This window comes from Corynebacterium riegelii, assembly GCF_001263755.1.
GTDB lineage: Bacteria > Actinomycetota > Actinomycetes > Mycobacteriales > Mycobacteriaceae > Corynebacterium > Corynebacterium riegelii.
Genome location: NZ_CP012342.1, coordinates 1,200,370 through 1,223,367, shown reverse-complemented (window position 1 = coordinate 1,223,367; position 22,998 = coordinate 1,200,370). Strand labels below are relative to the sequence as shown.

The window sequence follows — 22,998 nt, the reverse complement described above, 5'->3', positions numbered from 1 at the left end:
ACCCCTAGCGTTTCAGCACCACCGTCAGCGGTTGCGCCAGCGACGCCGCAGCTACGGCCGCCGCTTGAGACTGGCGCAGCAACACGAGCACCGTGCCGTTGTCGCCCACGGTGACTATCTTGCCGCCGCTTGCAATGACCGCGGGGCCTTCCGCCACCACGTCCACGCGCGCGCCGTGGGTGAGCATCGGCATGATGTCGGGCTCTGCCAGCGCCAACGGCACCATGGTGAAGGGCTCTCCGGGCGGTTCGCCTTCCACCAGCTGCGTAACCAAGTCAGGCCCGACCAAGCGCATGGCGGTGACCACCTCGCCTGCGGCGGCACCGGCGGCCACGATCTGGCCCACGGCCAGCGCAGGGTCGGTGAGCGCGCCCTCCGGCACCACCTCCGGCGGAAGTCTTTTCAACACCACGTCTTCTTCTGTCAGCACCGCCCCGGCGGCCACGGGCTGGCGGAAGGTGGTGGTGAGGGGGTCGTTGGCGTGGGCGTCGATAAGCAAACTGGCCCCCGCAACCACCAAAAGCCCCACGGCTAGCAGCCGGCGCAGCATCATGGCGCGGCGATAGCCCGGGTGGGCAACCGCGCGAAATCGTGTCATAGCGTCCATACATATTGGACGCGCAAACAGTGCCCCTGGTTCCCTAACGCACGAAAAAACCGCTCGGAGTAATCACGGCGTCCACGGCAACATCGTGGCTGTCATGTGGCACATGCTGCACAAACTCATCATCAAACACCACTGCCGCCACGGGTACATCAAGGCCAGTAAGTGCGCGGTCGTAGTAGCCCGCACCTTTGCCAAGGCGCATGTACTGCTGATCCACCGCCAACGCTGGCGCGATGATGAGCCCGCAGGAGCGCAGCACATTCGAGTTGAAACGCGCACCAGTTGGTTCCGTGATGCCAAGCGCGCCCGCACCAATCGAGCCGTCGTACTTTGCCCAAGCAAGCACACCATCAGCCAGCGAAATGGGCAGCCAGACGGTTGCAGCGTCAGCGGCGAGCTGGGCTGCGAAATCGCGCGGGCCCGGCTCAGAGGGCAACGGGTTGTACGCGGCGATCGAGCGGCCGAGCGCCCCGAAGTGGGCCATGCACGCTCGCGTGTGCGCAACAATCGTCTGGTCCAGCTCGGCCTTTGCGGGGGCATTTGTTTGCATGCGCTTGCGCGCCCCCACATGTTCCTGCCTCATCTGTTGCTTTGCGCTGCTCGGGTCGCTCACGGGGACTGTCCTTTATTCGCTGTAAGGTTGTGACTTATGCAGAAGTCTAATGAGCAAGGCTCCGAACGCGCGCTTCACGGCGTGCGCACCGTAGTTGTTCCGGCGGCGGGTATGGGTACTCGGTTTTTGCCTGCGACGAAGACGGTGCCGAAGGAGCTGTTGCCGGTGGTGGATACGCCAGGCATTGAGCTGATCGCTGAAGAAGCCGCTGCGTGTGGGGCGAAGCGTTTGGCTATTGTGGTTGCTCCTCAAAAGCAAGAGATTATGGCGCACTTTGGGGAGTTCGCTACGCTGCGTGATCGCCTTGTGAGCCGTGGCAAGCATGAACAGGCGGAGAAGGTTGGCCGCGCGTTCGGGTTGATTGATGCGGTTGCGGTGACGCAGGATGAGCCGCTTGGTTTAGGCCATGCGGTGGGGTGTGCTGAGGCTGCGTTGGATGAAGAAGAAGACGTAGTTGCTGTGATGTTGCCGGATGATTTGGTGTTGCCGTCTGGGGTTATGGACAAGATGGTTGCGGTGCGTGAGCGCTTCGGGGGAAGTGTGTTGTGTGCCTTTAACGTCACGCCTGATGAGGTGTTTAATTACGGCGTGTTTGATGTGGAAGACGCTGATGGGGAAGTAGACGGGGTGGTGGTGAAGAAGGTGCGCGGCATGGTGGAAAAGCCGTCGAAGGAGGAAGCACCTTCAACGCTTGTGGCTACGGGGCGGTATTTGTTGGATCGTGCTGTGTTTGATGCGTTGCGTCGGATCAAACCTGGCAAGGGTGGGGAGTTGCAGTTGACGGATGCGATTGAGTTGATGATTACGGAGGGGCATCCGGTGCATGTTGTGGTGCATGAGGGCAAGCGCCATGATTTGGGGAATCCGGGTGGCTATATTCCGGCGAATGTTGATTTTGGGCTGAGGGATCCGAAGTATGGGCCGGCGTTGTATACGGCGATTAAGCAGATCATCGCTGAATACGAAGCAGAGCACCCTGAGGTCTAAGCCATGCAGTCCATGCGCAGCGTTGAAGAACAGCTGGAGATAGTGCTTGATGCGGCGGTAGCTCCAGAGCCGATTCGCCTGGGGTTAAGCGAAGCGCTGGGCATGATGTGCGCGGAGGAAATCACTGCAACGCACCCGCTGCCGGGCTTTAACCAGGCGGCGGTGGATGGGTATGCGGTGCGAAGCGTTGACGTTGGCGGCGCGGGCGCGATCTCGGCGTCACGGGTTGTTGCAAAGGACGACGAAGAAGTAGAAGTAGCCCCGCGCGAGCCGGTGCGTGCACTGCCCGTGGTGGGTGAGGTGCATGCAGGTTCCCAGAAGCCGTTGCGTCTGCAGCCGAAGCAGGCGGTGCGTGTGGCTACGGGTGCGCCGCTTCCCACGCTTGCAGACGCGGTGCTGCCGCTTGCCTGGTCTGATCGCGGTACAAAGCGCGTGACTGCGAATCGGCCTGTGGCCAGTGGTGATTTCGTGCGTCGTACGGGTTCTGACATCCAGCCGGGCGATATCGCTGTGCGCCAGGGCGCAGTCTTAGGCCCTGCGCAGCTGGGGCTGTTGGCTGCGGCGGGTCGGCAGAAAGTGCTGGTCTACCCGCGTCCGCGCGTGACTGTGATGAGCTACGGCCTGGAGCTTGTGGATGTGGACCGTGAGCCAGGCTTGGGACAGGTCTATGACGTTGCCTCCTACGTTGTTGCCGCCGCCGCCGAGGAGGCCGGCGCTGACGTGACTCGCGTGGGCATCATTAACGCTGAGCCGCGCCGTCTGCGTGAGACGATCGCGGGCCATGTGGCGCGCAGCGAGCTTGTGGTGATCACCGGCGCCATCGGTGGTTCGGGCGCGGATGCGGTGCTGGGCATTCTGCGCGATCTTGGTGAGATCGATATCACCCGCGTTGCCATGCACCCGGGTTCGGTCCAGGGCTTCGGGCTGTTGGGGGAGGAGCGCATCCCCGCGTTCCTGCTGCCTTCCAACCCGGTCTCAGCGCTGATTGTTGCAGAGGTCATGCTGCGTCCAGCGATTCGTCGCTCCTTGGGCAAGAAGGCGACGCAGCGTCGCGCGGTGCGTGCGCGTACCTTGCGCCCGATTGAGTCCTTTGGCGGTCGCCGTGGCTATATCCGCGCACGGTTGATGCGCGATCCCGAAACCGGGGATTATTTGGTTGAGCCGCTCGCCGGCGCTGGCGGGGGTGCAGCCCATCTGCTTGCCGGGTTTGCGGAGGCCAATGCCATGATTCTCATCCCGGAGGGTATCACACGCGTGCGCCCAGGCGAGATCGTTGACGTGGAGTTTTTGCAGCAGCGCTCCTAATGTTTGATTTTCTCCGCGCCCCCACCCCGGGTTGGCCCGAGCGTACCCCGGGGCTTTTGCTTGCCGACGCCACGCCAATCCACCTCCGCCCCCTCACCCGCCACGACGGGGACGATTGGATGCAAACCCGCCTCCTTGATCAAGCGTGGCTGCAGCCCGTCGAACCGACCACGCACGGCTCGTGGGAAGAAGCCCACTCCTATGTTGCGTGGCGAAATTCCTGGCTAAACCTGAAACGCCTTGCCGGCGAGGGATCGGTTGTGCCCTTTGTGATTGACATTGACGGCCAGTTTGCTGGCCAAGTCACCCTTGGCAATATCCAGCACGGGGCGGTGTCGGAATGCTGGATTGGCTACTGGGTGCATTCGCCGTACATGGGCAGAGGCGTTGCCACTGCCGCCTGCGCTCTTGGGGTAGACCACGCGTTTGGCCGTATTGGGTTGAATCGTGTGACGGCCACATTTTTGCCGTCGAACCCCGTGTCCGGGCGTGTGCTGCACGCCTGCGGGTTCCACGAGGAAGGCTACCTGCACCGCAACCTGCATATCGACGGCAAGTGGCGCGACCACCATTTCGTCGCCCTCAACGTGGATGACTATCCCACCACGGCAACAGGCCGTCTTGTAGAGCGAGGCAAGGTTTCCCGTCCGTAGTGGGGGCCGTGTTCGCGCTTGCCCCGGTTCAACACTCCGGTTTCAACAGATATGCAGGGGAAGATATGCAGGTTCCCTGGTCAGAGCGTTTTTTCAATAAGGTAGCCGTTAATGAAAATGAACCGTGACCTGCAGACCTGCATATCTTCCCCTGCATATCTGTGTTTGGAGGCCGTTTGATGGGCTGCGGAGGCAACGTCTTCTGGCCGTAGTTGGGGGTGGAATAAAAAATCGTGGCAAGACCAACCGGCGTGCCGGACGGGGGCCGGACTTAAGCGTCGATAGCGTTAGAGCAGATTTCAAACTGTGACGAAAGGTGACACGTCCTGATGGGCAGCCTGAGCCTGATCATTCTGTTGATCATTGTTGTGTGGGTGATTGTGCTCGCGCCGATGCTGTTTGGCAATAACAAGCCGATCCGCCGCTCTGGCGAAGGCTTCGATGAGACGCGCGTACTCCACGAAGGCGGCACCGTGGCACCGAGTGTGCGCCGCCGTCCGAAGCTCACTGCTGCTGACGTGCACCGCTACGCCCACGACGAGGCAGAAGACTACGAGGTTGTCGAGGTTGTCGAGGCTGATGGCGCCGCAGACGCTGAAGACGCCGCAGACGCTGCTGAGGTAGAGACGGCTGAGGTTGTTGAAGCTGCCGAGGCAGAGCCGGTGGTCATCGACCATGTTGAAGGCACCGAAGACACCGAAGACACCGAAGACACCGAAGACGCAGTAGACGTCGAAGAAGCGGAAGAAGCTGAGGATTCTGAAACCACTGTGGACGCGGTGGACGCGGTAGATACCGACACGTACTTGGCACCGGAGGACTTCGGCTACGAGGCAGAGGCCGAAGCTGAGGCTGAAGATGCGGCTGAAGAAGCGGAGACCGCCGAAGCTGACGTAGAGTCCGAAGCGGAAGACGTTGAAACAGAAGCGTCCGAGGATGACCTTGCGTTTGCTGAGGCGCGTCGTGGTCGTGGTGGTTACGACCCGCGCCGGGACGCACGCACCCGCGCGGACCGTTACCAGCGCCGTCAGCGCACGTTCCTCGGCCTGATTGTTGCCTCGGTGATTTCCCTGACTGCAGCCGTGGTGGCAGGTGGCTGGGCGTGGTTACTGCCGGCAATCACCATCGGCCTGACCCTTTGGTTCATGGTGGCGCTTCGCCGCGTGGTGAAGCAGGAGCGCGCGTTGCGAGCCCGCCGTATGCGCCAGCTGCGCCGCGCCCGCCTCGGCGTGGACGTGGCACAACGCCCTGGATCGCGTGAGGGGGAGCGCATGCGCGCCGGTGCCGTCATCCTCAACATTGATGATGAAAGCCCAGATTTCGAGCACCTGCCGCGCTACCGCCGCACAGCACCGGACTACGACTTTGAATATGACGACTACGGGCGTGCAAGCTAACAACCGACGCGCAAGCTAAAGAATTTCGACAAAACTCCCCGTCACCACGCGATTTAGCATCACAGGTGACGGGGAGTAACGTCTGTAAGCAGTCAAGGGGCATTAGCTCAGTTGGTAGAGCGTTGCGTTCGCAATGCAAAGGTCAGGGGTTCGATTCCCCTATGCTCCACAAAAATCTAAAGGTGACGCTACACCCACACGCCGGACGCCCCGCGGCGCCACGTGCCAACCAGGTTGGTGTCCACGATGCCTACGGACTCCATCAAGGCGTACATAGTCACCGGCCCCACGAACGTGAATCCCCGCGCTTTGAGATCTTTCGCTAGTTGTACTGACTCTGGCGAGGTCGTAGGCACCTCATCCATAGACTTCGGTTCTGGGGTAGTGGCGGGTTGGTAGGACCAGATGAACTCCGCCAGGTCCGTGCCTTCCGCGCGTAGTGCCAGGGTTGCGTGGGCATTGGTGACGCAGGCTTGGAGTTTGCGGCGGTTGCGGATCAACGTGGCGTCGGCAAGCAAAGGCTCTATGTCGAGTGAGGCGACGGTCTCCGGGACGAAGCCGCAAAATGCCTTGCGCAGCGCCTCACGCTTGGAAAGAATCAGCCGCCAGGATAGGCCAACCTGGAAGGCTTCCAAGCAGAGGCGTTCAAACATGCCCTGCTCATCGCGCACGGTCATGCCCCATTCGGTGTCGTAATACTCGCGCAGCAACGGATCGCTTGCCGCCCACGGTGGGCGGGTTAAACCGTCGGTACCAATAACTGGGTGCAATTTTTGTTGGGTCATAACTATTAGACTGCGTTCGTGGCTTGACGGTTCCATGAGTAGTGTTATTGCCATGAACCGGCCAGCCGTGCGCGACTTCGCACTCCTTCTCCTGCGCGTTGCGCTTGGCGTTGTGTTTATCGCCCGAGGCTACCAACGCTGGTTTGGCACAGGCATGGACGCGGCTGCGAAAGAACTCGCGCGTGCCGGTGTGCCGCAGCCGAAACTTTCCGCCTATATTGCGGGCACGGTCGAACTGATCGGCGGCACCTTCCTCATTATTGGGCTGTTGACCACCATCGTGGCTGGGGGCATGGCCATTATGGTTCTGATTGCCGCCTACTTCGTGCACCTGCCACAAGGGTTTTTCGCACAAGATGGGGGAGTGGAATACCCGATGGTGCTGGCCGCGGCACTGTTTATGATCGTGGTGTTTGGAACCGGACGAGCGAGCTTGGATGGGGTGCTTACCCGCGATGATTAGCCACCAGGAAATCCAGTCTGCACTCTCTGCACGCCTGGACGGGGAAGACGCTGCGCTGGAAAGCGAAGTGATTGACGCCCACCTTGCGCAGTGCCCGCAGTGTCAGCAGTTTTGGGACGAGGCGCTGCGCCTTCGCAGCCAGATGCAGCTGACGGACATTGACCGCGCAGCAGCCCCGCCGAACTTGAATGACGTTATTTTGGCAGGCGTCAATGACCCGTGGCGCAAGCTGGAGCAGCGCCGTATGGTCACACTCGCTATTGGCCGCATCGCGCTTGTGGTGATGGCCTTGGTGTGGCTTGCCTGGGCTGTGCAGGCGGTTGTGGCTGCGACGACGGACCCGATGGTGACATCCTTTGCCGCCGTGCGCCTCGGCGTGGCAACAGCACTCGGCCTGTGTGCCTGGCGCCCCTCCCAAGTCCCAGGCGTGCTGTTGGTGGTGGGCACCATGTTCACCTTCACCGTGGGCTTTGCCGTGCGTGATGCCATTTTGGGCACTGGGGAGTTTGGCTTTGGCGGCATTCTGATCCCGTTGGTCAGTGCCATTGCGCTGGTGTGGACGTGGGTGGCGGACCGCGGCATCGAAGTGCGCCGCGCCTGGTCCTACCTCAGCGCTAATCCGTATTAGCCGAAAACCTACTTCCAGCTGGGCAGCCACATGATGGACTGGTAGTAGCCCTCCGGCACCATGAAGCCGTAGAACAACGGGGACCAGTACACAAACGCTGCCGCCACAAGAGCCATGTAACCCACTACGGCTAGCTGGCCGGTACGCATCGGCTGGCCCGCAAGCTTGAGCACCCACGGCTTAGACACCATCTCCCCGCGCTGGGAAATATTGCCCAACACCAAGGCGATGAGTACCGCGGTAAACGGCACTAGTGCGGTGGCGTAGAAGAAGTACATCTGGCGATCAAACGCAGCCAGCCACGGCAGAAAGCCGGCCATCCAGGCGATCACCGGAACCATCACGCGCAGATCTCGGCGCGTGACCCACACCCACAGTGCCCACAGCAGCACGGGCACGGTTAGCCACCAGATCACCGGTGTGCCGAAGAGGTAGATCATCTCGCGGCAGGTGCCGCCGTTACCGCACTCAATGTCGGTGGTGGAGTAGTAGAGGATGGGGCGTGCGCCAACCAGCCACGCCCACGGCTTGGAATCCCAGGGGTGTGAATGGCCCGAGGAGGAGGTCAGGGAACCGTGGAAGTTGAGCACGGAGAAGTGGTAGTAGAGCCAACCCGCCACGGAATCGGGCAGATTTTCCAGCCAGGCCCATTCGCTGTTTGCAATGGTGCCGTCCGCCAATGAGTGGCGGTAGACGGAGGTTTCAGAGGCGAACCATGCGCGCCACGCCCAGATGTAGAGCAGCGCGGGCAGCAGCACGATAGACGCTAACGCAGGAAGTACGTCCTTGAGCAGCGCACCCGCCAGCGGCTTTTCCACGCCGTAGCGCTTGCGCAACCACAGATCCCAGAAGGAGCCCAAAAGGCCGAAAAACGCAATGTAGTACAGCCCGGACCATTTCACAGACAACGCCAAACCCAGCAGTACGCCGGTGGCAAAGCGCCACCAGCGGTACCCAACCCGGGGCCCAAGGGGACCTGCGGCGGCAACCTCACCGGAAACCCACGCGTCGTGCCAACGCTGATGAATCTGGCGCATGTCTCCCGCCAGCGTCCAGGATGCGGCCACGATGAACAGGACTTGGAAAATGTCCAACATGCCGAATTTGGCGGAGACGAGCAACACACCGTCGAAAAGCGCAATAGCTCCAGCGAGCGTGCCAATGGCGGTGGATTGGCTCACCCGGCGCGCAAGCAAAAAGGTCAGCACAACCACGCCCGCGCCGAACAATGCGGTGAGCAAACGCCAACCCAGCGGCGTGTAGCCAAACAGGGTTTCGCCCATGGCCAGCAGCTGCTTGCCCAGCGGCGGGTGCACGACAAGGCCGTAGCCGGGGTTGGATTCGATGCCGCCGAGTACGGGATTGAAGGAGCTGCGGACCATATCCCAGCCCTGTGGAACATAGTGCTTCTCATCAAACACCGGCGTGCCGGAGCCGGTAGGCACGGTCAGGCCCAAAAACCGCGTAAACAGCGCAAGCACGCCGATCACGCTGACAGCGATAGTGTCGCGGCGCGTCCACGGCACGGTCACCGGCGCGCCGGGCGCGGGACGGTTGCGGCGATACGGGCGTACGGGCGAAGCGATAGTCACGGGAAGGATATTAGCTGCTGAGCACACACCCACCGAAGTAGAGTGAGGGGCTATGGCTGCCCACACCCACTCAGAAGACGCCTCCACTCACGCTTTGCCACCGCACGGTGTTGTGCTTGCCGCAACCCCGCTGGGCAATATTGGGGATGCCTCCGATCGCCTGCGCGAGGCGCTCGCCCAGGCCGATGTGATTGCGGCTGAGGACACGCGCCGGGCAAAGAACCTTGCTGCCGCGCTTGAGGTGGTGCCGCGCGGGCGTTTTGTGTCCAACTTTGACCACAATGAGGACGCCCGCCAGCAGGAGCTGCTTGCCGCGGCGCGTACCGGCACCGTGCTGGTGGTGACAGATGCTGGCATGCCTATTGTTTCTGACCCCGGCCTTGCCCTGGTTGCTGCTGCGCACGATGCGGGCGTGCCGGTGACCTGCATCCCCGGGCCCTCGGCGGTAACCACGGCGCTTGCGCTGTCAGGCCTGAATGTTGGGCATTTTATTTTCGACGGCTTCGCGCCCCGTAAATCCGGCGCCCGCGAAACCTGGCTGCAGTCGTTGGTGGGGGAGCGGCGTGCGGTGTGCTTCTTCGAGTCCCCGCACCGCATCGCGGCAACGCTTGAAGACTGCGTGCGTATTTTGGGCTCGGAGCGTCGCGCCGCGGTGTGCCGCGAGCTGACGAAGACCTATGAAGAGGTCAAGCGCGCCCCGCTTGGGGAGCTTGCGCAGTGGGCCGCACAGGGCGTTCGCGGGGAAATCACAGTGGTGATTGAGGGAGGCGCCGCCGCCGCGCCTGAGCCGGAGGATCTGGTCGGTGAGGTCCTTCGCCGCGTCGATGCCGGCGAGCGCATGAAAGATGCAGCTAGAGACGTTGCCAAGGCACATGGGATCAAGGGCAGTTTGCTTTACGACGCCACGCTCAACTCCCGAACCTGAGAAATCTCATGTACTGTCGTGGGGTTCAATGATTATCCCAATTGTGTAGAAGGAGCACGCATGTCGCAGCCTGACGCCAATCCGACAGAGACGTCAGCTACAGGTGAACTAGCAAGCATGATCATCGCGGACCAACGCGGTGAACTTCCTGAAGCGAAAACCCCCGAGGACCATGTGGAGATGGAGTCGGAGAAATCCGGCGCTCCCGTTTCTTGGTCCATTGTGATTCCCGTGGCGCTGATTGTGGCTGCGGTAGTTGGCTGGGCGCTGACGGCAAGTGAAGCTTTCACGGAGTTTGCGAACAATGCGTTTGCGTGGGTGTTGGACAACTTCGGTTGGGCCTTCATTTTCTTTGGCACCGCGTTTGTGGTGTTTGTTTTTGTGATTGCATTTTCAAAGTTCGGTTCGATTCGTTTGGGTGCCAGTGATGAGCAACCAGAGTTTCGTACCTCTTCCTGGATTGCCATGATGTTCGCAGCCGGTATGGGTATCGGTCTGATGTTCTTCGGCGCATCCGAGCCGTTGTCCATGTATATCAACGGAGTGCCAGGGCACGAGCCCAAGGAAGTGGGCACGGCTATGTCACAGACAATGTTCCACTGGACATTGCACCCGTGGGCGCTGTACGCCGTGGTGGGCTTGGCTATTGCCTACTCCACGTTCCGTCTGGGGCGTAAGCAGTTGTTGTCTTCGGCATTTGTGCCGTTGATTGGTCAGGACCGTGCAAACGGCTGGCTGGGCAAGCTCATTGACGGCTTTGCCATTTTTGCCACCATCTTTGGTACCGCCTGCTCTTTGGGCTTGGGTGCGGTGCAGATCTCTTCCGGTTTGGAAGCTTCCGGCTTTGTGGACAACCCGTCTACTAAGCTGATCGTGGGCATTGTTGCCGTACTCACGCTGGCGTTTCTGCTTTCCGCCATGTCTGGCGTGGGCAAGGGTATTCAGTGGCTGTCTAACTTCAACATGGTTGTTGCAGCACTCCTGGCTATTTTCGTGTTCGTTTTCGGCCCGACCGTGACCATCTTGAACATGATGCCTACCTCTATCGGCATGTACCTGCAGCAGTTCTTCGAGATGGCATCGCGCACCGCAGAGAGTGCTGATGGCAACGCCGGCGAGTTCCTCTCTGGCTGGACGATTTTCTACTGGGCATGGTGGGCATCCTGGGCGCCGTTCGTCGGTACTTTCTTGGCACGCATTTCCCGTGGCCGCACCATCCGTGAGTTCTGCCTTGGGGTGCTTCTGGTCCCGTCTGGCCTTTCCACCCTGTGGTTCTGCATCTTCGGCGGCACCGCCATCAAGTTTGAGCAGCTGGGTAACTCCATTGCTGGCGATAGCAATGAGGAGCAGCTGTTCAACCTGCTGCACACCCTGCCGGGCGGCTTCTTCATGGGTATTTTCGCAGTGGTTCTTCTGGGCACGTTCTTCATCACCTCTGCTGACTCGGCGTCGACCGTGATGGCATCCCTGTCCCAGGATGGCCAGACCACCCCGAAGCCGTTGCTGTCTGCGCTGTGGGGCATTGCTACCGCAGCTGTTGGTTTGACCATGCTGACCCGTGGTGGTGCGGATACGCTCAACGCGCTGCAGAGCGTGACCATTGTTGCAGCCTCTCCATTCTTGATCATCCTGGTTGCTCTGATGTTTGCCATTGTTAAGGACGTGTCCAATGACACGATTTACCTGGCGAAGAAGGAACAGGAGCGCTTTAACCGCAAGCTGGCTATTGAGCGCCGCGCGCTGTTGGACCAGCAGGAGTTTGAGGCAAAGCGTAAGCAAGTCAAACAAATGCTTACCCCGCGCAACCGCAAGTAGCGCGTTCATTATGCTGTGAAGTCATGAGTGCTGAGCAGACCAATCAGAATGTTCTTGTGTGCGTGGCATGGCCGTACGCAAACGGCCCACGCCACATCGGCCACGTAGCAGGCTTCGGCGTCCCATCGGACGTCTTTGCCCGCTACCAGCGAATGACCGGCAAGAACGTGCTGATGGTTTCCGGCACGGATGAGCACGGCACGCCGCTTCTGGTGCAGGCGGATAAAGAAGGTGTCACCGTCAAGGAGCTCGCCGACCGCTACAATCGCCAGATTGTTGAAGACCTGGCAGGTTTGGGTCTGAGCTATGACCTGTTCACCCGCACCACCACCCGCAACCACTACGCCGTGGTCCAGGAACTGTTCAAGGGCCTGTACGAAAACGGCTACATGGTGAAAGAGACCACCCAGGGTGCTATTTCGCCGTCGACGGGCCGTACGCTTCCGGACCGCTACATTGAGGGCACCTGCCCGATCTGCGGCGCGACCGACGCCCGCGGGGATCAGTGCGATACCTGCGGTAACCAGCTCGACCCGGCTGACCTGATCAACCCAGTTTCCAAGATCAATGGTGAAACGCCGGAGTTTGTAGAAACTGAGCACTTCCTGCTGGACCTGCCTGCGCTGCACGATGAGCTGGAGGCGTGGCTGTCCAAGCGCGAGGACTGGCGTCCGAACGTGCTGAAATTCTCCCTGAACCTGCTGGAGGACATGCGCCCGCGCGCCATGACGCGCGACATTGACTGGGGCATCCCAGTGCCGGTTGAAGGCTGGGAGGATAACCCCTCGAAGAAGCTCTACGTCTGGTTCGACGCGGTCGTTGGCTACCTGTCTGCCTCCATCGAGTGGGCGCAGCGCTCCGGCAACCCGGAAGCCTGGAAAACCTTCTGGCAGGATCCCTCCACTGAGGGCTACTACTTCATGGGCAAGGACAACATCACCTTCCACTCCCAGATCTGGCCAGCAGAGCTACTTGGTTACGCCGGTAAGGGCGCAAAGGGCGGCAAGGTGCACGAACTGGGTGAGCTGAACCTGCCAACTGAGGTTGTTTCCTCTGAGTTTTTGACCATGTCGGGCTCCAAGTTCTCCTCCTCCAAGGGCGTGGTGATCTACGTCAAGGACTTCCTGAAGGAGTTCGGCCCCGATCCGCTGCGTTATTTCATTGCCGTGGCCGGCCCGGAGAACAATGACACGGATTTCACCTGGGACGAGTTTGTTCGCCGCGTGAACAATGAGCTGGCCAACGGCTGGGGCAACCTGGTCAACCGCACGGTGTCCATGGCGTACAAGAACTTTGGCCAGGTGCCGGTGCCGGGGCCGCTGGAGGACAGCGACAACCGCATCCTCAAGCTGGCAGAGGACACCTTTGCTACTGCCGGTGCGGATCTTGCCCGTGCACACTTCAAGGCCGCAATTACCAAGATCATGCACGTGGTGGGTGAGGCCAACGCGTACGTGGCGGAGCAGGAGCCGTGGAAGCTGGCCAAGGATGATACCCAGCGTGAGCGCCTGGCCACCGTGCTGTGGACCGCCCTGCAGGTGGTGTCTGACTGCAACGCCATGCTCACCCCGTTCCTGCCGCACACCGCGCAGCGCGTCCACGAGACCCTGGGGCGCACCGGCATCTGGGCCGCAACGCCGAAGGTGGAAGACGTGGTGGATGACGCGGACCACACGCTAGTTGGTGTCGGCCTGCCGGAGCAGGGCCAGACGTACCCGGTCATCACCGGTGATTACACCCAGCAGCAGGCGACGTGGGGCCGCGTTGAGGTAACCCCGGGAACTGAGCTTGCGAAGCCGCAACCGCTGATTGCAAAGCTTGACCCGGAGCTGGGGGAGACCGGCCCAGAGTGGGCACCGGTGCAGTAGTCACGCAAATGTAACGCAAAGTTCACACAGTGTTGGACGAAACGTTCATCTGAGATGCTTATGGTGAACGCATCGTCCATACGTGAAGGAGCTATGCGTGACTTGCAGCATCGTTTTTGATTTCGACGGGACCCTAGCAATTGGGCATGGGCCAGTTCTGGCCTACGCCCGAGCGGTAGCCCCATTGGCAAAGGACAACTTTGTCGAACGAGTTGAAGATGAGCTGCGAGCCTATGACGCAGGTGAAGCTTCCTACCGCGACGGCTATCACGTCGTGGCAGAGGTGGCTGCGCAAGATGGCGTGCCTTCCGAGGCGATGAACCAGGCCTACCAGCAGAGCCGAACGGTGCTGGGTACTCCCGAAGCACCGATCGACGCCCCGGACGGCCTGATAGAAATCCTTGATGCGCTTCGCGGATTGGCAACGCTGCATGTTGCAACCAACGCGCCGGCTATCGGTGTTGAGCAGATCCTTGAATCCTGGGGAGCTCGCCCGTACTTTGACCAGCTGCACACCCAGGTGGGCAAGCCAGATGGTTTGTACCCGATTGTGGAGCAGCTGCTTGAGCAAGGACCGGTTCTTTCCGTCGGCGACATCTATGATTTCGACCTCAAGCCAGCCCATGACCTCGGCGCGGACACCGCATTAGTCGGTGCTACCGCGCAGTCTTCAACGGTGGAGGTGACCATGCGCGGAAACACCATTACGGATCTGCGCCATGACATGCTCCGCTGGGCTGCGCGCAGCAGCTAGCCCACCCCATCCACAGCTTTTCCGAAAGGACCTTTCCTCATGCGTAAACCTGCTCTTGCCCTCGGTGCGTTGCTGACCACCGCGGCACTGACCCTGACTGCCTGCTCGGATTCTTCTACCTCTACTGACACCAATGCTTCCGGTAGCGCTGAGTGGCCGAAGTCCATCACCATCTCGCTTGTACCTGCAACGGAGGGCGAGAACCTGGCTGAGGCGCTCAAGCCTTTGACCTCCTACCTGTCCGAGAACCTGGGCATCGAGGTCAACGGTGTTGTGGCGAATGATTACGCGGCAACCGTTGAGGCTATCGGTGCTGACCAGGCACAGGTTGCTATTACGGACGCTGGCTCCCTGTACAACGCCATGAACCAGTACAACGCGAAGCTGATCCTGCGGGACGTGCGCTTCGGCGCAACCTCGTACGCTTCGGTTGCTTACACCAACAACCCGGAGAAGTACTGCGACGATGAGCCTGTGATGGCTACCTACGCTGCTTCGGAGACGGAGTTTGCGTACTGCAACGGCCTGGAAGAGGCGGCTGCAGCTGAGGGCAAGGGCCCGAAGGCAGTTGAGGCGCTGAAGAAGGTCGAGGCTGGCACCAAGGTTGCGCTTCAGGCTGTGACCTCCCCGGCTGGCTACCAGTACCCGGTCGTAGCGCTGGAGGATCAGGGTGTGGACGTATCCACGCTTAGCGAGGTTCCGGTGCAGGGCAACAACAACGCCATGCTTGCTGTACTCAAGGGTGATGCTGAAGTTGGCTTTGGCTACTGGGACGCTCGCGCTTCCATCATCAAGGAGGCCCCGGAGGCCGCAACCGACATGGTTGCATTTGCGTACACCGAGATGATCCCGAACGGTGGTGTCGTTGTCACCGACACCCTGCCGGAAGACCTGGTTGCGCAGCTGACGGAGCTGATGGACAACTACGCAGATTCCTCCGAGGAAGCAAAGACGATCATGCAGGAACTGGTTGGTCTGACCGACTGGACTGCACAGACCGATGAGGAAGAGATCCAGCGCTACGGCGAGATCTACACCCGCTTCAAGTAACACCCTTTTTCGGAAAGTTCCACCATGAGCACCACAGACAACGTATCGCCGTGGCCAATTACGTTGGACCACGTATCGGTTACCTATCCCAACGGCACGCAGGCGTTGAAGGACGTCTCTATTGCAATCGAGCCCGGCGAGATGGTCGCCGTGGTGGGACTGTCCGGATCAGGTAAATCCACGCTGATCCGCACCATCAACGGGTTGGCCACGCCGACCGCAGGCACCCTCAAAGTCGGCCCATATGACATGCATGACCTCAAAGGCAAGCAGTTGCGCGAGGCTCGTGGGAAGATCGGCATGATTTTCCAGCAGTTCAACCTGGCTGAGCGGACAGATGTGTATCACAACGTGTTGGTGGGCAGCTTTGCCCGCAACCCGTGGTGGCGCACTATGTTTGATCTGCCCACACAGGAAGACAAGGATCTGGCGCTGCAGTCGCTGGAATCTGTTGGCATGTTGGAGAAAGTCTGGACACGGGCAGGTGCGCTTTCCGGCGGTCAGAAACAGCGTGTGGCAATTGCCCGTGCGCTGACCCAAAAGCCGAAGGTCATGCTTGCAGACGAGCCCGTGGCCTCTCTCGACCCGCCAACCTCTCATGCAGTGATGCGCGATTTGCGGCGCATCAACCAGGAGCAAGGACTCACCGTGCTAGTGAATCTGCACCTGATTGACCTGGCGCGCCAGTACACCACGCGCTTGATCGGCTTGCGCAACGGTGAGCTGGTGTACGACGGGCCGACAGCAGACGCCACGGACCGTGACTTCGAGGAGATCTACGGTCGCCCTGTGCTTCCGGACGACGTACTGGGAGCGCACTAATGGCCCAGCCGTTGACTCAGCCGTTGAAGGTTCCTGACAAGCCTCGAAATATCGGCCGCACCCTTGCTATTACTGCGGCTGTTGTTGCGTTTACCGCGCTGACGGTGACACCCCAGATCGGTGGCATTGCCATTGACCTGGAATCCATCGCCCGCAACTGGCGAAACGGTGCGGCGAAGCTGTGGCAGATGCTGCAGCCCAACTTCGCGTTTTTGCCGCGCACGCTTTACCCAATGTTGGAAACGCTGCAGATGGCGTTCGTGGGTGCGGTGTTATCTGCAATCATTTCTGTGCCGCTGACCTTGTGGGCGGCATCCGCCACCAACCCAAACCGCGTAAGCCGTGGCATCGTGCGCACGCTGATTAACATCATGCGATCGGTGCCGGACCTGGTGTATGCCTCCATTTTGGTGGCCATGGTCGGTGTCGGTGCGCTGCCGGGTGTGATCACGTTGTTCCTGTTCAACCTGGGCATTGTGGTCAAGCTGGTATCTGAAGCGATTGACTCTGCAGACCACGCCTACATCGAAGCGGGTCATGCCTCTGGCGGCACACAATTCCAAATCAACCACGCAATGGCGCTGCCACAGGTCATGCCCCTGTTTGCTAACCAGTGGCTATACACATTGGAGCTCAACGTGCGTGTGTCCGCCATCTTGGGTCTGGTCGGAGCCGGCGGTATCGGACGCCTGCTTGAAGAGCGCCGCGCGTTCTTCGCCTACGACGACGTATCCATCATCATTTTGGAAATCCTGGTTGTGGTGGTGTTGGTGGAGGTCATCTCCAACTGGCTGCGAAAGAGGTTGGTGTAAATGCCTCCCAAACCACGCAAAACATACGAAACAATTGCAACAATCGCGCTTGCGCTGATCGCGCTGGTCTCCATTGGCACACTGGACATTAAGTGGGGCGAGCTGCCCAAGGTGCCGGGGCAGATCTGGCATTACATGACGCTGATGTTCGCGGACCCAGACTGGTCTCGCCTGGGGCGTGCCGCCCTAGAAATGTGGCGTTCTATTTCCATGGCGTGGGTAGGCATGATCGGCACCGTGGTGCTCTCCATCCCGCTGGGAATGTTGGCGGCTCGCGGTGTGGGACCAGCGTGGCTGCGTGCGCTGCTACGAGGCATCTTCGCCGTGATCCGTGCCTTCCCGGAGGCTGTGATCGCCATTATCTTGCTCACCGTCACCGGCCTGACTCCGTTCACCGGCGCACTTGCATTGGCTATCGCAGGTATTGGCCAGCAGGCGAAGTGGACCTACGAAACGATTGAGTCCATGCCGAATGGGCCTGCGGAAGCCGTGCGCGCAGCTGGTGGCACCACCGCTGAGACGGTGAGGTGGGCGTTGTGGCCGCAGGCGGCGCCGTCCTTGATCAGCTTTGCCTTGTACCGTTTTGAAATCAACATCCGAACCTCCGCTGTCCTTGGCATGGTGGGTGCGGGAGGTATCGGTGCGATGCTGGCAAACTACACCAACTACCGCCAGTGGGACGTGGTGGGCATGACGCTAATCGTGGTCATCGTGTCAACAATGGTGGTGGATGCTATTTCTGGCGCAATCAGGCGCCGCATTATGGAAGGAGCCACTGCCCGTGCAGCCAACGAACCCGCAAGCACCGCCAAGCGTGCGGATCGCAGCGTCGATGAGCTCACTCCAGCCGAAGGAGAAGACGGTCGCGGAGGCGATCCTGTGCCAACCAGCTAACGCTGTTGAGATGACCGCGCAGCAGCTGGCCGACCATGTCGGGGTCAGCCGAGCAAGCGTCATCCGCACTGCCCAAAGCCTTGGGTATGCAGGGTTTCCGCAGTTGCGGGTCGCCCTTGCCCAGGAGCAGGCAGCGGGTTCTTCTCCCTTGTCAGTGGCAACGCAAACCAACCCCACCGCAACCAGCGTCGCAGACTATGTGGCGCAGTTTGCGGAGCGCCTCTCGGCATCCTTCGGTGCGCTTGATGAAGGCGCGATTCAACGAACCATCGAGCTGCTTGATATTGCCGAGCGCGTCTTGGTGGTAGCCAATGGGTTCTCTGCGCCACTTGGGTTGGATTTTGCGCAGCGCCTCGTGTCGGCGGGCAGGCACGCGGAGTGGCACACCGATTCCACGACGCAGCGAATTGCCGCGCACCACCTCGGCGAAAAATCGGTATGTTTTGTGTTTTCCGGCTCGGGTTCAAGCCAAGCAACCTTGTATGCCGCCCGGCAGGCTAGCGACAGTGGTGCGACCGTGATCGCGGCGACAAGCTTTTCGCCGTCACCGCTGACCGAGGTCGCAGACGTGGTGCTGTTGGTGCCACCGGTTAACCCCTCGTTCCAAGACGAGCTGATCCACACCTCCCGCGCCGCACTGATGCTGCTGAATGAACAGCTGGTGCAGCTGTTGCTGAACCACCGTGGCGAACGTGGTGATGAGGCGCGCCGGGCGTCGCTGACCATGATCGGAGATGCGCTGGAAAGCTAGCCCAGAAACTGCTCCAAAAACGTGGTGAGTTTTCCAGTCTCCTCGTCCTCGAACCGCTGGTCCACCACAATCATTGGTGCTGCGTACTTTTCGTCTTTGTGGACGACGAGGTCGGTGCCGTAGGCGTCGATAAGCAAGGCCCAAGAGTAACCCTCTCGGACGAGGGCCTGGCCGAGTGCGGTGCCGTAGATGCGGGCGGTCTCGCCGCGGGGGAAGCTGCGCTGCACGTCCGCAGGTAGCGCGAGGAAATCCGCGAGCTCATTCTCAAAGGCGCTGACCACATCTTGGGGTGTGCCGCCGATGCCGCGGCCGATGGCTTCTGCCAAGTCGCGGTCGATTTGGGTTTGGGTGGCGCTGTCAATCGGTTCAAATGCCATAGGGTTGGATTCTATGAGCAAAAAGCCGCGACCCACTCCCGAGCCCGCGAAGACGATCCCCGGTCTTATCGACGCCCACACCCACCTCACCAGCTGCCCCCACCCAGCCCAAGACCTCATTGACCGTGCCCACGCCGCTGGTGTGGAGCGCATTTGCACAGTTGGGGACGGACTGGCAGAAGCCGAGGCGGCCCTGGAGATAGCCAAGAACCATGAGGGTGTTTTTGCTGCGTGCGCGGTGCACCCGACGCGTGCGCACGAGGTGGATGACGCGGCGCGAGCACGCCTTACAGAGTTGGTGGCGGACCCGAAGTGTGTGGCGGTGGGGGAGACCGGCATTGATACCTATTGGATTACGCATGACCCGGACCGCACCGCACCGCTGGATGTGCAGGAGGAGGTGTTTCGCTGGCATATCGACCTGGCGGTGGAATCCGGAAAAGCGCTGATGATTCACAATCGCGAGGGGGATGCGGAGATCATGCGCATTCTTGCGGATGCCCCGCAGCCGAAGCACGTGATCCTGCACTGCTTCTCCTCGCCGGTAGACATCGCGCGCGAGGCGCTGGATCGCGGCTACGTGCTGAGTTTTGCCGGCAACGTGACCTTTAAACGCAATGATTTCCTGCGGGAGGCGGCAGCGTTGGCGCCTGCGGGCCAGTACCTAGTTGAGACGGATGCGCCGTATATGACTCCGGAGCCGTTTCGGGGGGCGCGTAATGAGCCGTCGTTAATCGGGCACACGGCACTGGCGATCGCGGAGATTCGTGGGGTGGATGTTGCACAAGTGGCCAAAGAGGTAGGGGAGACGTTTTCGCAGGTCTACGGCGTCTAAAAACTTGATAGTGGCGGAACCGTTATCGTATTGTTACCAACATGTCTGCCGCGAAGAAGACCTTAAACCCAACCACTGAGCGCCACTCCGCTGGCCGCCGCGTGCTTACCGGCGCGCTTGCCGGTGCCGTCATTGTCGGTGGTGCGGGCACGGCGCTGGCCGCACAGAAGGACATCACCGTGGATGTCAACGGTGAGACCCAGAAGGTGCGTACCTTCGCTGCTGACGTGGACGGCGTGCTGCAGGCCGCCGGCGTTGAGGTCGGCGCAGAAGACCTTGTTTACCCGGCACAGGGTGAGAAGATCGCGCGTGGCGAAACCATCACGGTGCGTACTTCGAAGCAGGTTGCTGTGGTGATTGATGGTGTTGCAACCCAGCTCAGCTCCACCGCGGCAACTGTGGGCGACTTGATCGCAGAGGCTGGTGTGGATAATGCGGCGGCCACCGACATTCACCGTGACACCCCGGTTACCCCTGGCCTGTCCATTGACGTGACCACGCCGAAGGTGGTCTCTATTACGGACGCTGGCGAGCAGTCGTTTACCACCGTGGCAGCTAAGACTGTGTCCGCACTGCTGTCCGCGCGCGGCATTACCCTGGACTCCGATGACCGCATCAACGTCCCCTTGGACGCTGCGGTGACTCCGGATATGGACATTGTGATTGACCGCGTGAACCTCGTGCGTTCCTCCGAGGTCATTCCGGTTGAGGCGGAGCCGAACTACATCGATGATCCGGAGATGGATGAGGGCACCGAGCAGGTCCTTGAGCCGGGCGAGACCGGTGAGGCGGTGCGCTACCACCACACCGTGCTGGTCAACGGCGAGGTGGAGTCCCAGACCGTCGCTGGCGAAGAGGACCTGCGTGCGCCAAAGCCGGCCACGATCTTGCGCGGCACCAAGCCTGCGCCGAGCGCACCGGCAGTGGCGGCGGGTTCCGTGTGGGATGCGCTCGCGCAGTGTGAGTCTGGCGGCAACTGGGCGATTAACACCGGCAACGGTTTCCACGGCGGCTTGCAGTTCACCCCGTCTACCTGGGCAGCCTACGGTGGCACTGAGTACGCCCCGATGGCCCACATGGCCACGCGAGAGCAGCAGATCGCCGTCGCCCAGCGCACGCAGGCTTCCCAGGGCTGGGGTGCGTGGCCTGCCTGCACCGCCTCGCTTGGCATCCGCTAGTCTCGCCGTATGGCAGATTCCCACCTGCTGGGCCCCGTTGAGATCCGGGAGCTTGCGGCTGAACTAGACGTCACCCCAACGAAAAAGCTGGGGCAAAACTTCGTGCACGACCCAAACACCGTGCGCCGCATTGTTGCTGCCGCGGAGCTTTCGTTTGATGACGTGGTTGTGGAAGTTGGCCCCGGCCTCGGCTCACTGACCCTGGGCTTGATTGACACCGTCGAAGACGTCATCGCGCTAGAGATCGACCCGCGCCTGGCCGGTCGCCTTCCACAGACGGTTCAAGAGCGCGCGCCCGAATACGCTGACCGCTTGACGGTGATTAATAAGGATGCGTTGAAGGTGGTGCGCGGGGACGTGGATAAGCAACCAACTGCCCTGGTAGCCAACTTGCCGTATAACGTGTCCGTGCCGGTGCTTTTGCATCTGCTGGCGGAGTTTCCCACGATCCGGCGCGTGTTGGTGATGGTGCAAAAGGAAGTTGCGGGCCGCTTGGCCGCGAAGCCTGGCTCCAAAATCTACGGTGTGCCCAGCGTGAAAGCCTCGTTCTACGGTGACGTGAGCCGCGCCGGGACCATTGGCAAGCACGTGTTTTGGCCGGCACCGAATATTGAGTCGGGGCTTGTGCGTATCGACGTACACGGCAACCACTCCCCGGAACTTCGCGAGCACCTCTTCCCGCTTGTGGACGCCGCGTTTGCCCAGCGCCGCAAAACCCTGCGCTCCACGCTGTCTGGGATCTACGGCTCGCCGGCTGCCGCGGAGGAAGCACTGCGCGCCGTGGGTATTGACCCGGGGCTTCGCGGCGAGGCATTGTCTGTTGAAGATTTCTTGAAGCTTGGGGAGGCGCGAATGGGGGACCAGCATGCGTGAGCCAAAGATCTTTGCAGCGTCGGCACCTGCGAAGGTGAACCTGCACCTTGGCGTGGATAACAAAACCCACGGCGGTTACCACGACCTGGTTACGGTGTTTCAGGCCGTTGACCGGCGTGAAATCGTACGCCTGGTGGTAGAGCCGGACGTTGAACGCACGCGCACCGAGTCTGTGGTGTCGAGCATTCACACCCGCTGGCTGTTCGACGGCGAGCTGCCCGAAGATATTGACACCCACCACAACCTCGCCTGGAAGGCAGTGGATGCGGCGGTGGGGAGTTTCCGTTCGGACTGTGACCACACCGCAGGAGTGACCCACCCGGCGCTGCCAAAGGTGCGCATTGAGGTGGATAAGTCCGTGTTCATCGCAGGTGGCATGGCAGGCGGTTCTGCTGACGCTGCTGCTGCGCTGTTGGCCGCGAACCACTACATCGAGCACTACTTTGGCGAGCCGGTTGGCATCGATTACAAGACGAGCTTCCTTGCCGCGGGGCTTGGCTCTGATGTGCCGTTCGCGGTGCAGGGCGGCAATGCAACTGGTCGTGGCCGCGGCGATCACTTGCGTCCTATTCCATCTGACCTGCAGTTCTGGTGGGTGTTTGTAAACCCAGACACCACGCTGAGCACCGCGGCGTGCTTTGCCAAGCTAGACCAGCTGCGCGCTGGCAACCCGGAGCTTAAGCCCAACCTGGATCCCTCCAAGGTGACCGACGCGCTGCTGCTTGGCAGCGCTGAGGCGTTGGCGCAGGCGCTGCACAATGACATGGAGCTGCCCGCCCGGCTGCTGCGCCCGCAGATTGGTGAAGTGCTGGATTTTGGCAACGAGCACGCCCTTCGCGCGATCGTGTCTGGCTCCGGGCCAACCGTGGCAATGTTGTGTAAAGACGAGGCGCATGCGGTGCGTGTTCGCAACCGTGTGTGCGAGGTTTTCCCTGAGTATCAGTCATTCACCTCGAACGGTCCTGCCCGTGGTGCCTTCATGCTGTGCAAGTAAGTCCACGTCGTAGACTCGTG

General features: G+C 60.9%; 24 protein-coding genes and 1 tRNA gene. 20 read left to right on the top strand and 5 right to left on the bottom strand.

Annotated features, from left to right (window positions below):
* Window positions 1–4: 4 nt before the first annotated feature.
* Together AK829_RS05945 and AK829_RS05940 are read right to left on the bottom strand one after the other, a co-directional pair.
* On the bottom strand, window positions 5–598 hold the full coding sequence (locus tag AK829_RS05945; RefSeq protein ID WP_052205031.1) for an SAF domain-containing protein: 594 nt from the start codon (window positions 596–598) through the stop codon (window positions 5–7).
* A 43-nt stretch (window positions 599–641) separates the two neighbouring features.
* The gene (locus AK829_RS05940) at window positions 642–1,220 is read right to left on the bottom strand and encodes a 5-formyltetrahydrofolate cyclo-ligase (protein WP_232305797.1); all 579 of its coding nucleotides are present in this window, start codon (window positions 1,218–1,220) and stop codon (window positions 642–644) included.
* Window positions 1,221–1,256: 36 nt separating this feature from the next.
* Between AK829_RS05940 and AK829_RS05935 the strand changes: the two genes are divergently transcribed.
* From AK829_RS05935 to AK829_RS05915, 5 genes are all read left to right on the top strand, one after another.
* Window positions 1,257–2,207, top strand: coding sequence for a UTP--glucose-1-phosphate uridylyltransferase (locus AK829_RS05935; protein ID WP_052205030.1), 951 nt, complete (start codon window positions 1,257–1,259; stop codon window positions 2,205–2,207).
* A gap of 12 nt (window positions 2,208–2,219) precedes the next feature.
* Window positions 2,220–3,512 (top strand): molybdotransferase-like divisome protein Glp, encoded by a 1,293-nt coding sequence (gene glp, locus AK829_RS05930; RefSeq protein ID WP_052206408.1) that lies wholly within the window; start codon window positions 2,220–2,222, stop codon window positions 3,510–3,512.
* Window positions 3,512–4,165: a GNAT family N-acetyltransferase gene (locus tag AK829_RS05925; protein ID WP_052205029.1), complete on the top strand. Its 654-nt coding sequence runs from the start codon at window positions 3,512–3,514 to the stop codon at window positions 4,163–4,165. Before glp ends, AK829_RS05925 begins: the two co-directional genes overlap by 1 nt.
* A 329-nt stretch (window positions 4,166–4,494) precedes the next feature.
* On the top strand, window positions 4,495–5,562 hold the full coding sequence (sepX, locus tag AK829_RS05920; RefSeq protein ID WP_052205028.1) for a divisome protein SepX/GlpR: 1,068 nt from the start codon (window positions 4,495–4,497) through the stop codon (window positions 5,560–5,562).
* A gap of 96 nt (window positions 5,563–5,658) precedes the next feature.
* Window positions 5,659–5,731: transfer RNA gene (locus AK829_RS05915), tRNA-Ala, on the top strand.
* Window positions 5,732–5,750: 19 nt separating this feature from the next.
* Here the strand turns inward: AK829_RS05915 and AK829_RS05910 are convergent.
* The gene (locus AK829_RS05910; RefSeq protein ID WP_052205027.1) at window positions 5,751–6,347 is read right to left on the bottom strand and encodes a DNA-3-methyladenine glycosylase I; all 597 of its coding nucleotides are present in this window, start codon (window positions 6,345–6,347) and stop codon (window positions 5,751–5,753) included.
* A 52-nt stretch (window positions 6,348–6,399) separates the two neighbouring features.
* Between AK829_RS05910 and AK829_RS05905 the strand changes: the two genes are divergently transcribed.
* Entirely contained in the window at window positions 6,400–6,810 is a 411-nt protein-coding gene (locus AK829_RS05905; RefSeq protein ID WP_052205026.1) for a DoxX family protein, read from the top strand.
* Window positions 6,803–7,438 carry a zf-HC2 domain-containing protein gene (locus AK829_RS05900; protein WP_052205025.1) on the top strand — a complete coding sequence of 212 codons (636 nt, stop codon included), beginning with the start codon at window positions 6,803–6,805 and terminating at the stop codon, window positions 7,436–7,438. Before AK829_RS05905 ends, AK829_RS05900 begins: the two co-directional genes overlap by 8 nt.
* An 8-nt stretch (window positions 7,439–7,446) precedes the next feature.
* Here the strand turns inward: AK829_RS05900 and AK829_RS05895 are convergent, their stop codons facing one another.
* Complete coding sequence (locus tag AK829_RS05895; protein ID WP_198147798.1) at window positions 7,447–9,030, bottom strand: dolichyl-phosphate-mannose--protein mannosyltransferase; 1,584 nt, start codon at window positions 9,028–9,030, stop codon at window positions 7,447–7,449.
* Between the two features lie 52 nt (window positions 9,031–9,082).
* On the opposite strand from AK829_RS05895, the gene rsmI reads away from it, so the two are divergent.
* From rsmI to AK829_RS05850, 9 genes are all read left to right on the top strand, one after another.
* On the top strand, window positions 9,083–9,955 hold the full coding sequence (gene rsmI, locus AK829_RS05890) for a 16S rRNA (cytidine(1402)-2'-O)-methyltransferase (protein ID WP_052205024.1): 873 nt from the start codon (window positions 9,083–9,085) through the stop codon (window positions 9,953–9,955).
* 60 nt (window positions 9,956–10,015) lie between these two features.
* Complete coding sequence (locus AK829_RS05885) at window positions 10,016–11,770, top strand: BCCT family transporter (protein ID WP_052205023.1); 1,755 nt, start codon at window positions 10,016–10,018, stop codon at window positions 11,768–11,770.
* Window positions 11,771–11,793: 23 nt separating this feature from the next.
* Window positions 11,794–13,638 (top strand): methionine--tRNA ligase, encoded by a 1,845-nt coding sequence (gene metG, locus AK829_RS05880; protein ID WP_052205022.1) that lies wholly within the window; start codon window positions 11,794–11,796, stop codon window positions 13,636–13,638.
* Between the two features lie 97 nt (window positions 13,639–13,735).
* A complete protein-coding gene (locus tag AK829_RS05875; RefSeq protein ID WP_232305796.1) occupies window positions 13,736–14,392 on the top strand; it encodes an HAD family hydrolase in 657 nt (218 codons plus the stop codon).
* A gap of 39 nt (window positions 14,393–14,431) precedes the next feature.
* Window positions 14,432–15,442 (top strand): phosphate/phosphite/phosphonate ABC transporter substrate-binding protein, encoded by a 1,011-nt coding sequence (phnD, locus tag AK829_RS05870; RefSeq protein WP_052205021.1) that lies wholly within the window; start codon window positions 14,432–14,434, stop codon window positions 15,440–15,442.
* Between the two features lie 24 nt (window positions 15,443–15,466).
* Window positions 15,467–16,264: a phosphonate ABC transporter ATP-binding protein gene (gene phnC / locus AK829_RS05865; RefSeq protein ID WP_052205020.1), complete on the top strand. Its 798-nt coding sequence runs from the start codon at window positions 15,467–15,469 to the stop codon at window positions 16,262–16,264.
* Window positions 16,264–17,076, top strand: coding sequence for a phosphonate ABC transporter, permease protein PhnE (gene phnE / locus AK829_RS12430; protein ID WP_052205019.1), 813 nt, complete (start codon window positions 16,264–16,266; stop codon window positions 17,074–17,076). Before phnC ends, phnE (AK829_RS12430) begins: the two co-directional genes overlap by 1 nt.
* On the top strand, window positions 17,077–17,970 hold the full coding sequence (gene phnE, locus AK829_RS12425; RefSeq protein WP_157045298.1) for a phosphonate ABC transporter, permease protein PhnE: 894 nt from the start codon (window positions 17,077–17,079) through the stop codon (window positions 17,968–17,970). It begins immediately after the preceding gene.
* A complete protein-coding gene (locus AK829_RS05850; protein WP_198147814.1) occupies window positions 17,909–18,721 on the top strand; it encodes a MurR/RpiR family transcriptional regulator in 813 nt (270 codons plus the stop codon). The genes phnE (AK829_RS12425) and AK829_RS05850 overlap by 62 nt, the downstream gene beginning before the upstream one ends.
* Here the strand turns inward: AK829_RS05850 and AK829_RS05845 are convergent.
* On the bottom strand, window positions 18,718–19,098 hold the full coding sequence (locus AK829_RS05845; RefSeq protein ID WP_052205017.1) for a DUF3806 domain-containing protein: 381 nt from the start codon (window positions 19,096–19,098) through the stop codon (window positions 18,718–18,720). The genes AK829_RS05850 and AK829_RS05845 overlap by 4 nt on opposite strands.
* Window positions 19,099–19,111: 13 nt before the next feature.
* On the opposite strand from AK829_RS05845, the gene AK829_RS05840 reads away from it, so the two are divergent.
* From AK829_RS05840 to AK829_RS05825, 4 genes are read left to right on the top strand one after another with little or no spacing between them, the layout of a single operon-like run.
* Window positions 19,112–19,933 carry a TatD family hydrolase gene (locus AK829_RS05840; protein WP_052205016.1) on the top strand — a complete coding sequence of 274 codons (822 nt, stop codon included), beginning with the start codon at window positions 19,112–19,114 and terminating at the stop codon, window positions 19,931–19,933.
* Window positions 19,934–19,974: 41 nt separating this feature from the next.
* Window positions 19,975–21,111: a resuscitation-promoting factor gene (locus tag AK829_RS05835; RefSeq protein ID WP_052205015.1), complete on the top strand. Its 1,137-nt coding sequence runs from the start codon at window positions 19,975–19,977 to the stop codon at window positions 21,109–21,111.
* A 9-nt stretch (window positions 21,112–21,120) separates the two neighbouring features.
* Complete coding sequence (rsmA, locus tag AK829_RS05830) at window positions 21,121–21,984, top strand: 16S rRNA (adenine(1518)-N(6)/adenine(1519)-N(6))-dimethyltransferase RsmA (protein WP_052205014.1); 864 nt, start codon at window positions 21,121–21,123, stop codon at window positions 21,982–21,984.
* Window positions 21,977–22,978, top strand: coding sequence for a GHMP family kinase ATP-binding protein (locus tag AK829_RS05825; protein ID WP_052205013.1), 1,002 nt, complete (start codon window positions 21,977–21,979; stop codon window positions 22,976–22,978). Before rsmA ends, AK829_RS05825 begins: the two co-directional genes overlap by 8 nt.
* Window positions 22,979–22,998: the final 20 nt, after the last annotated feature.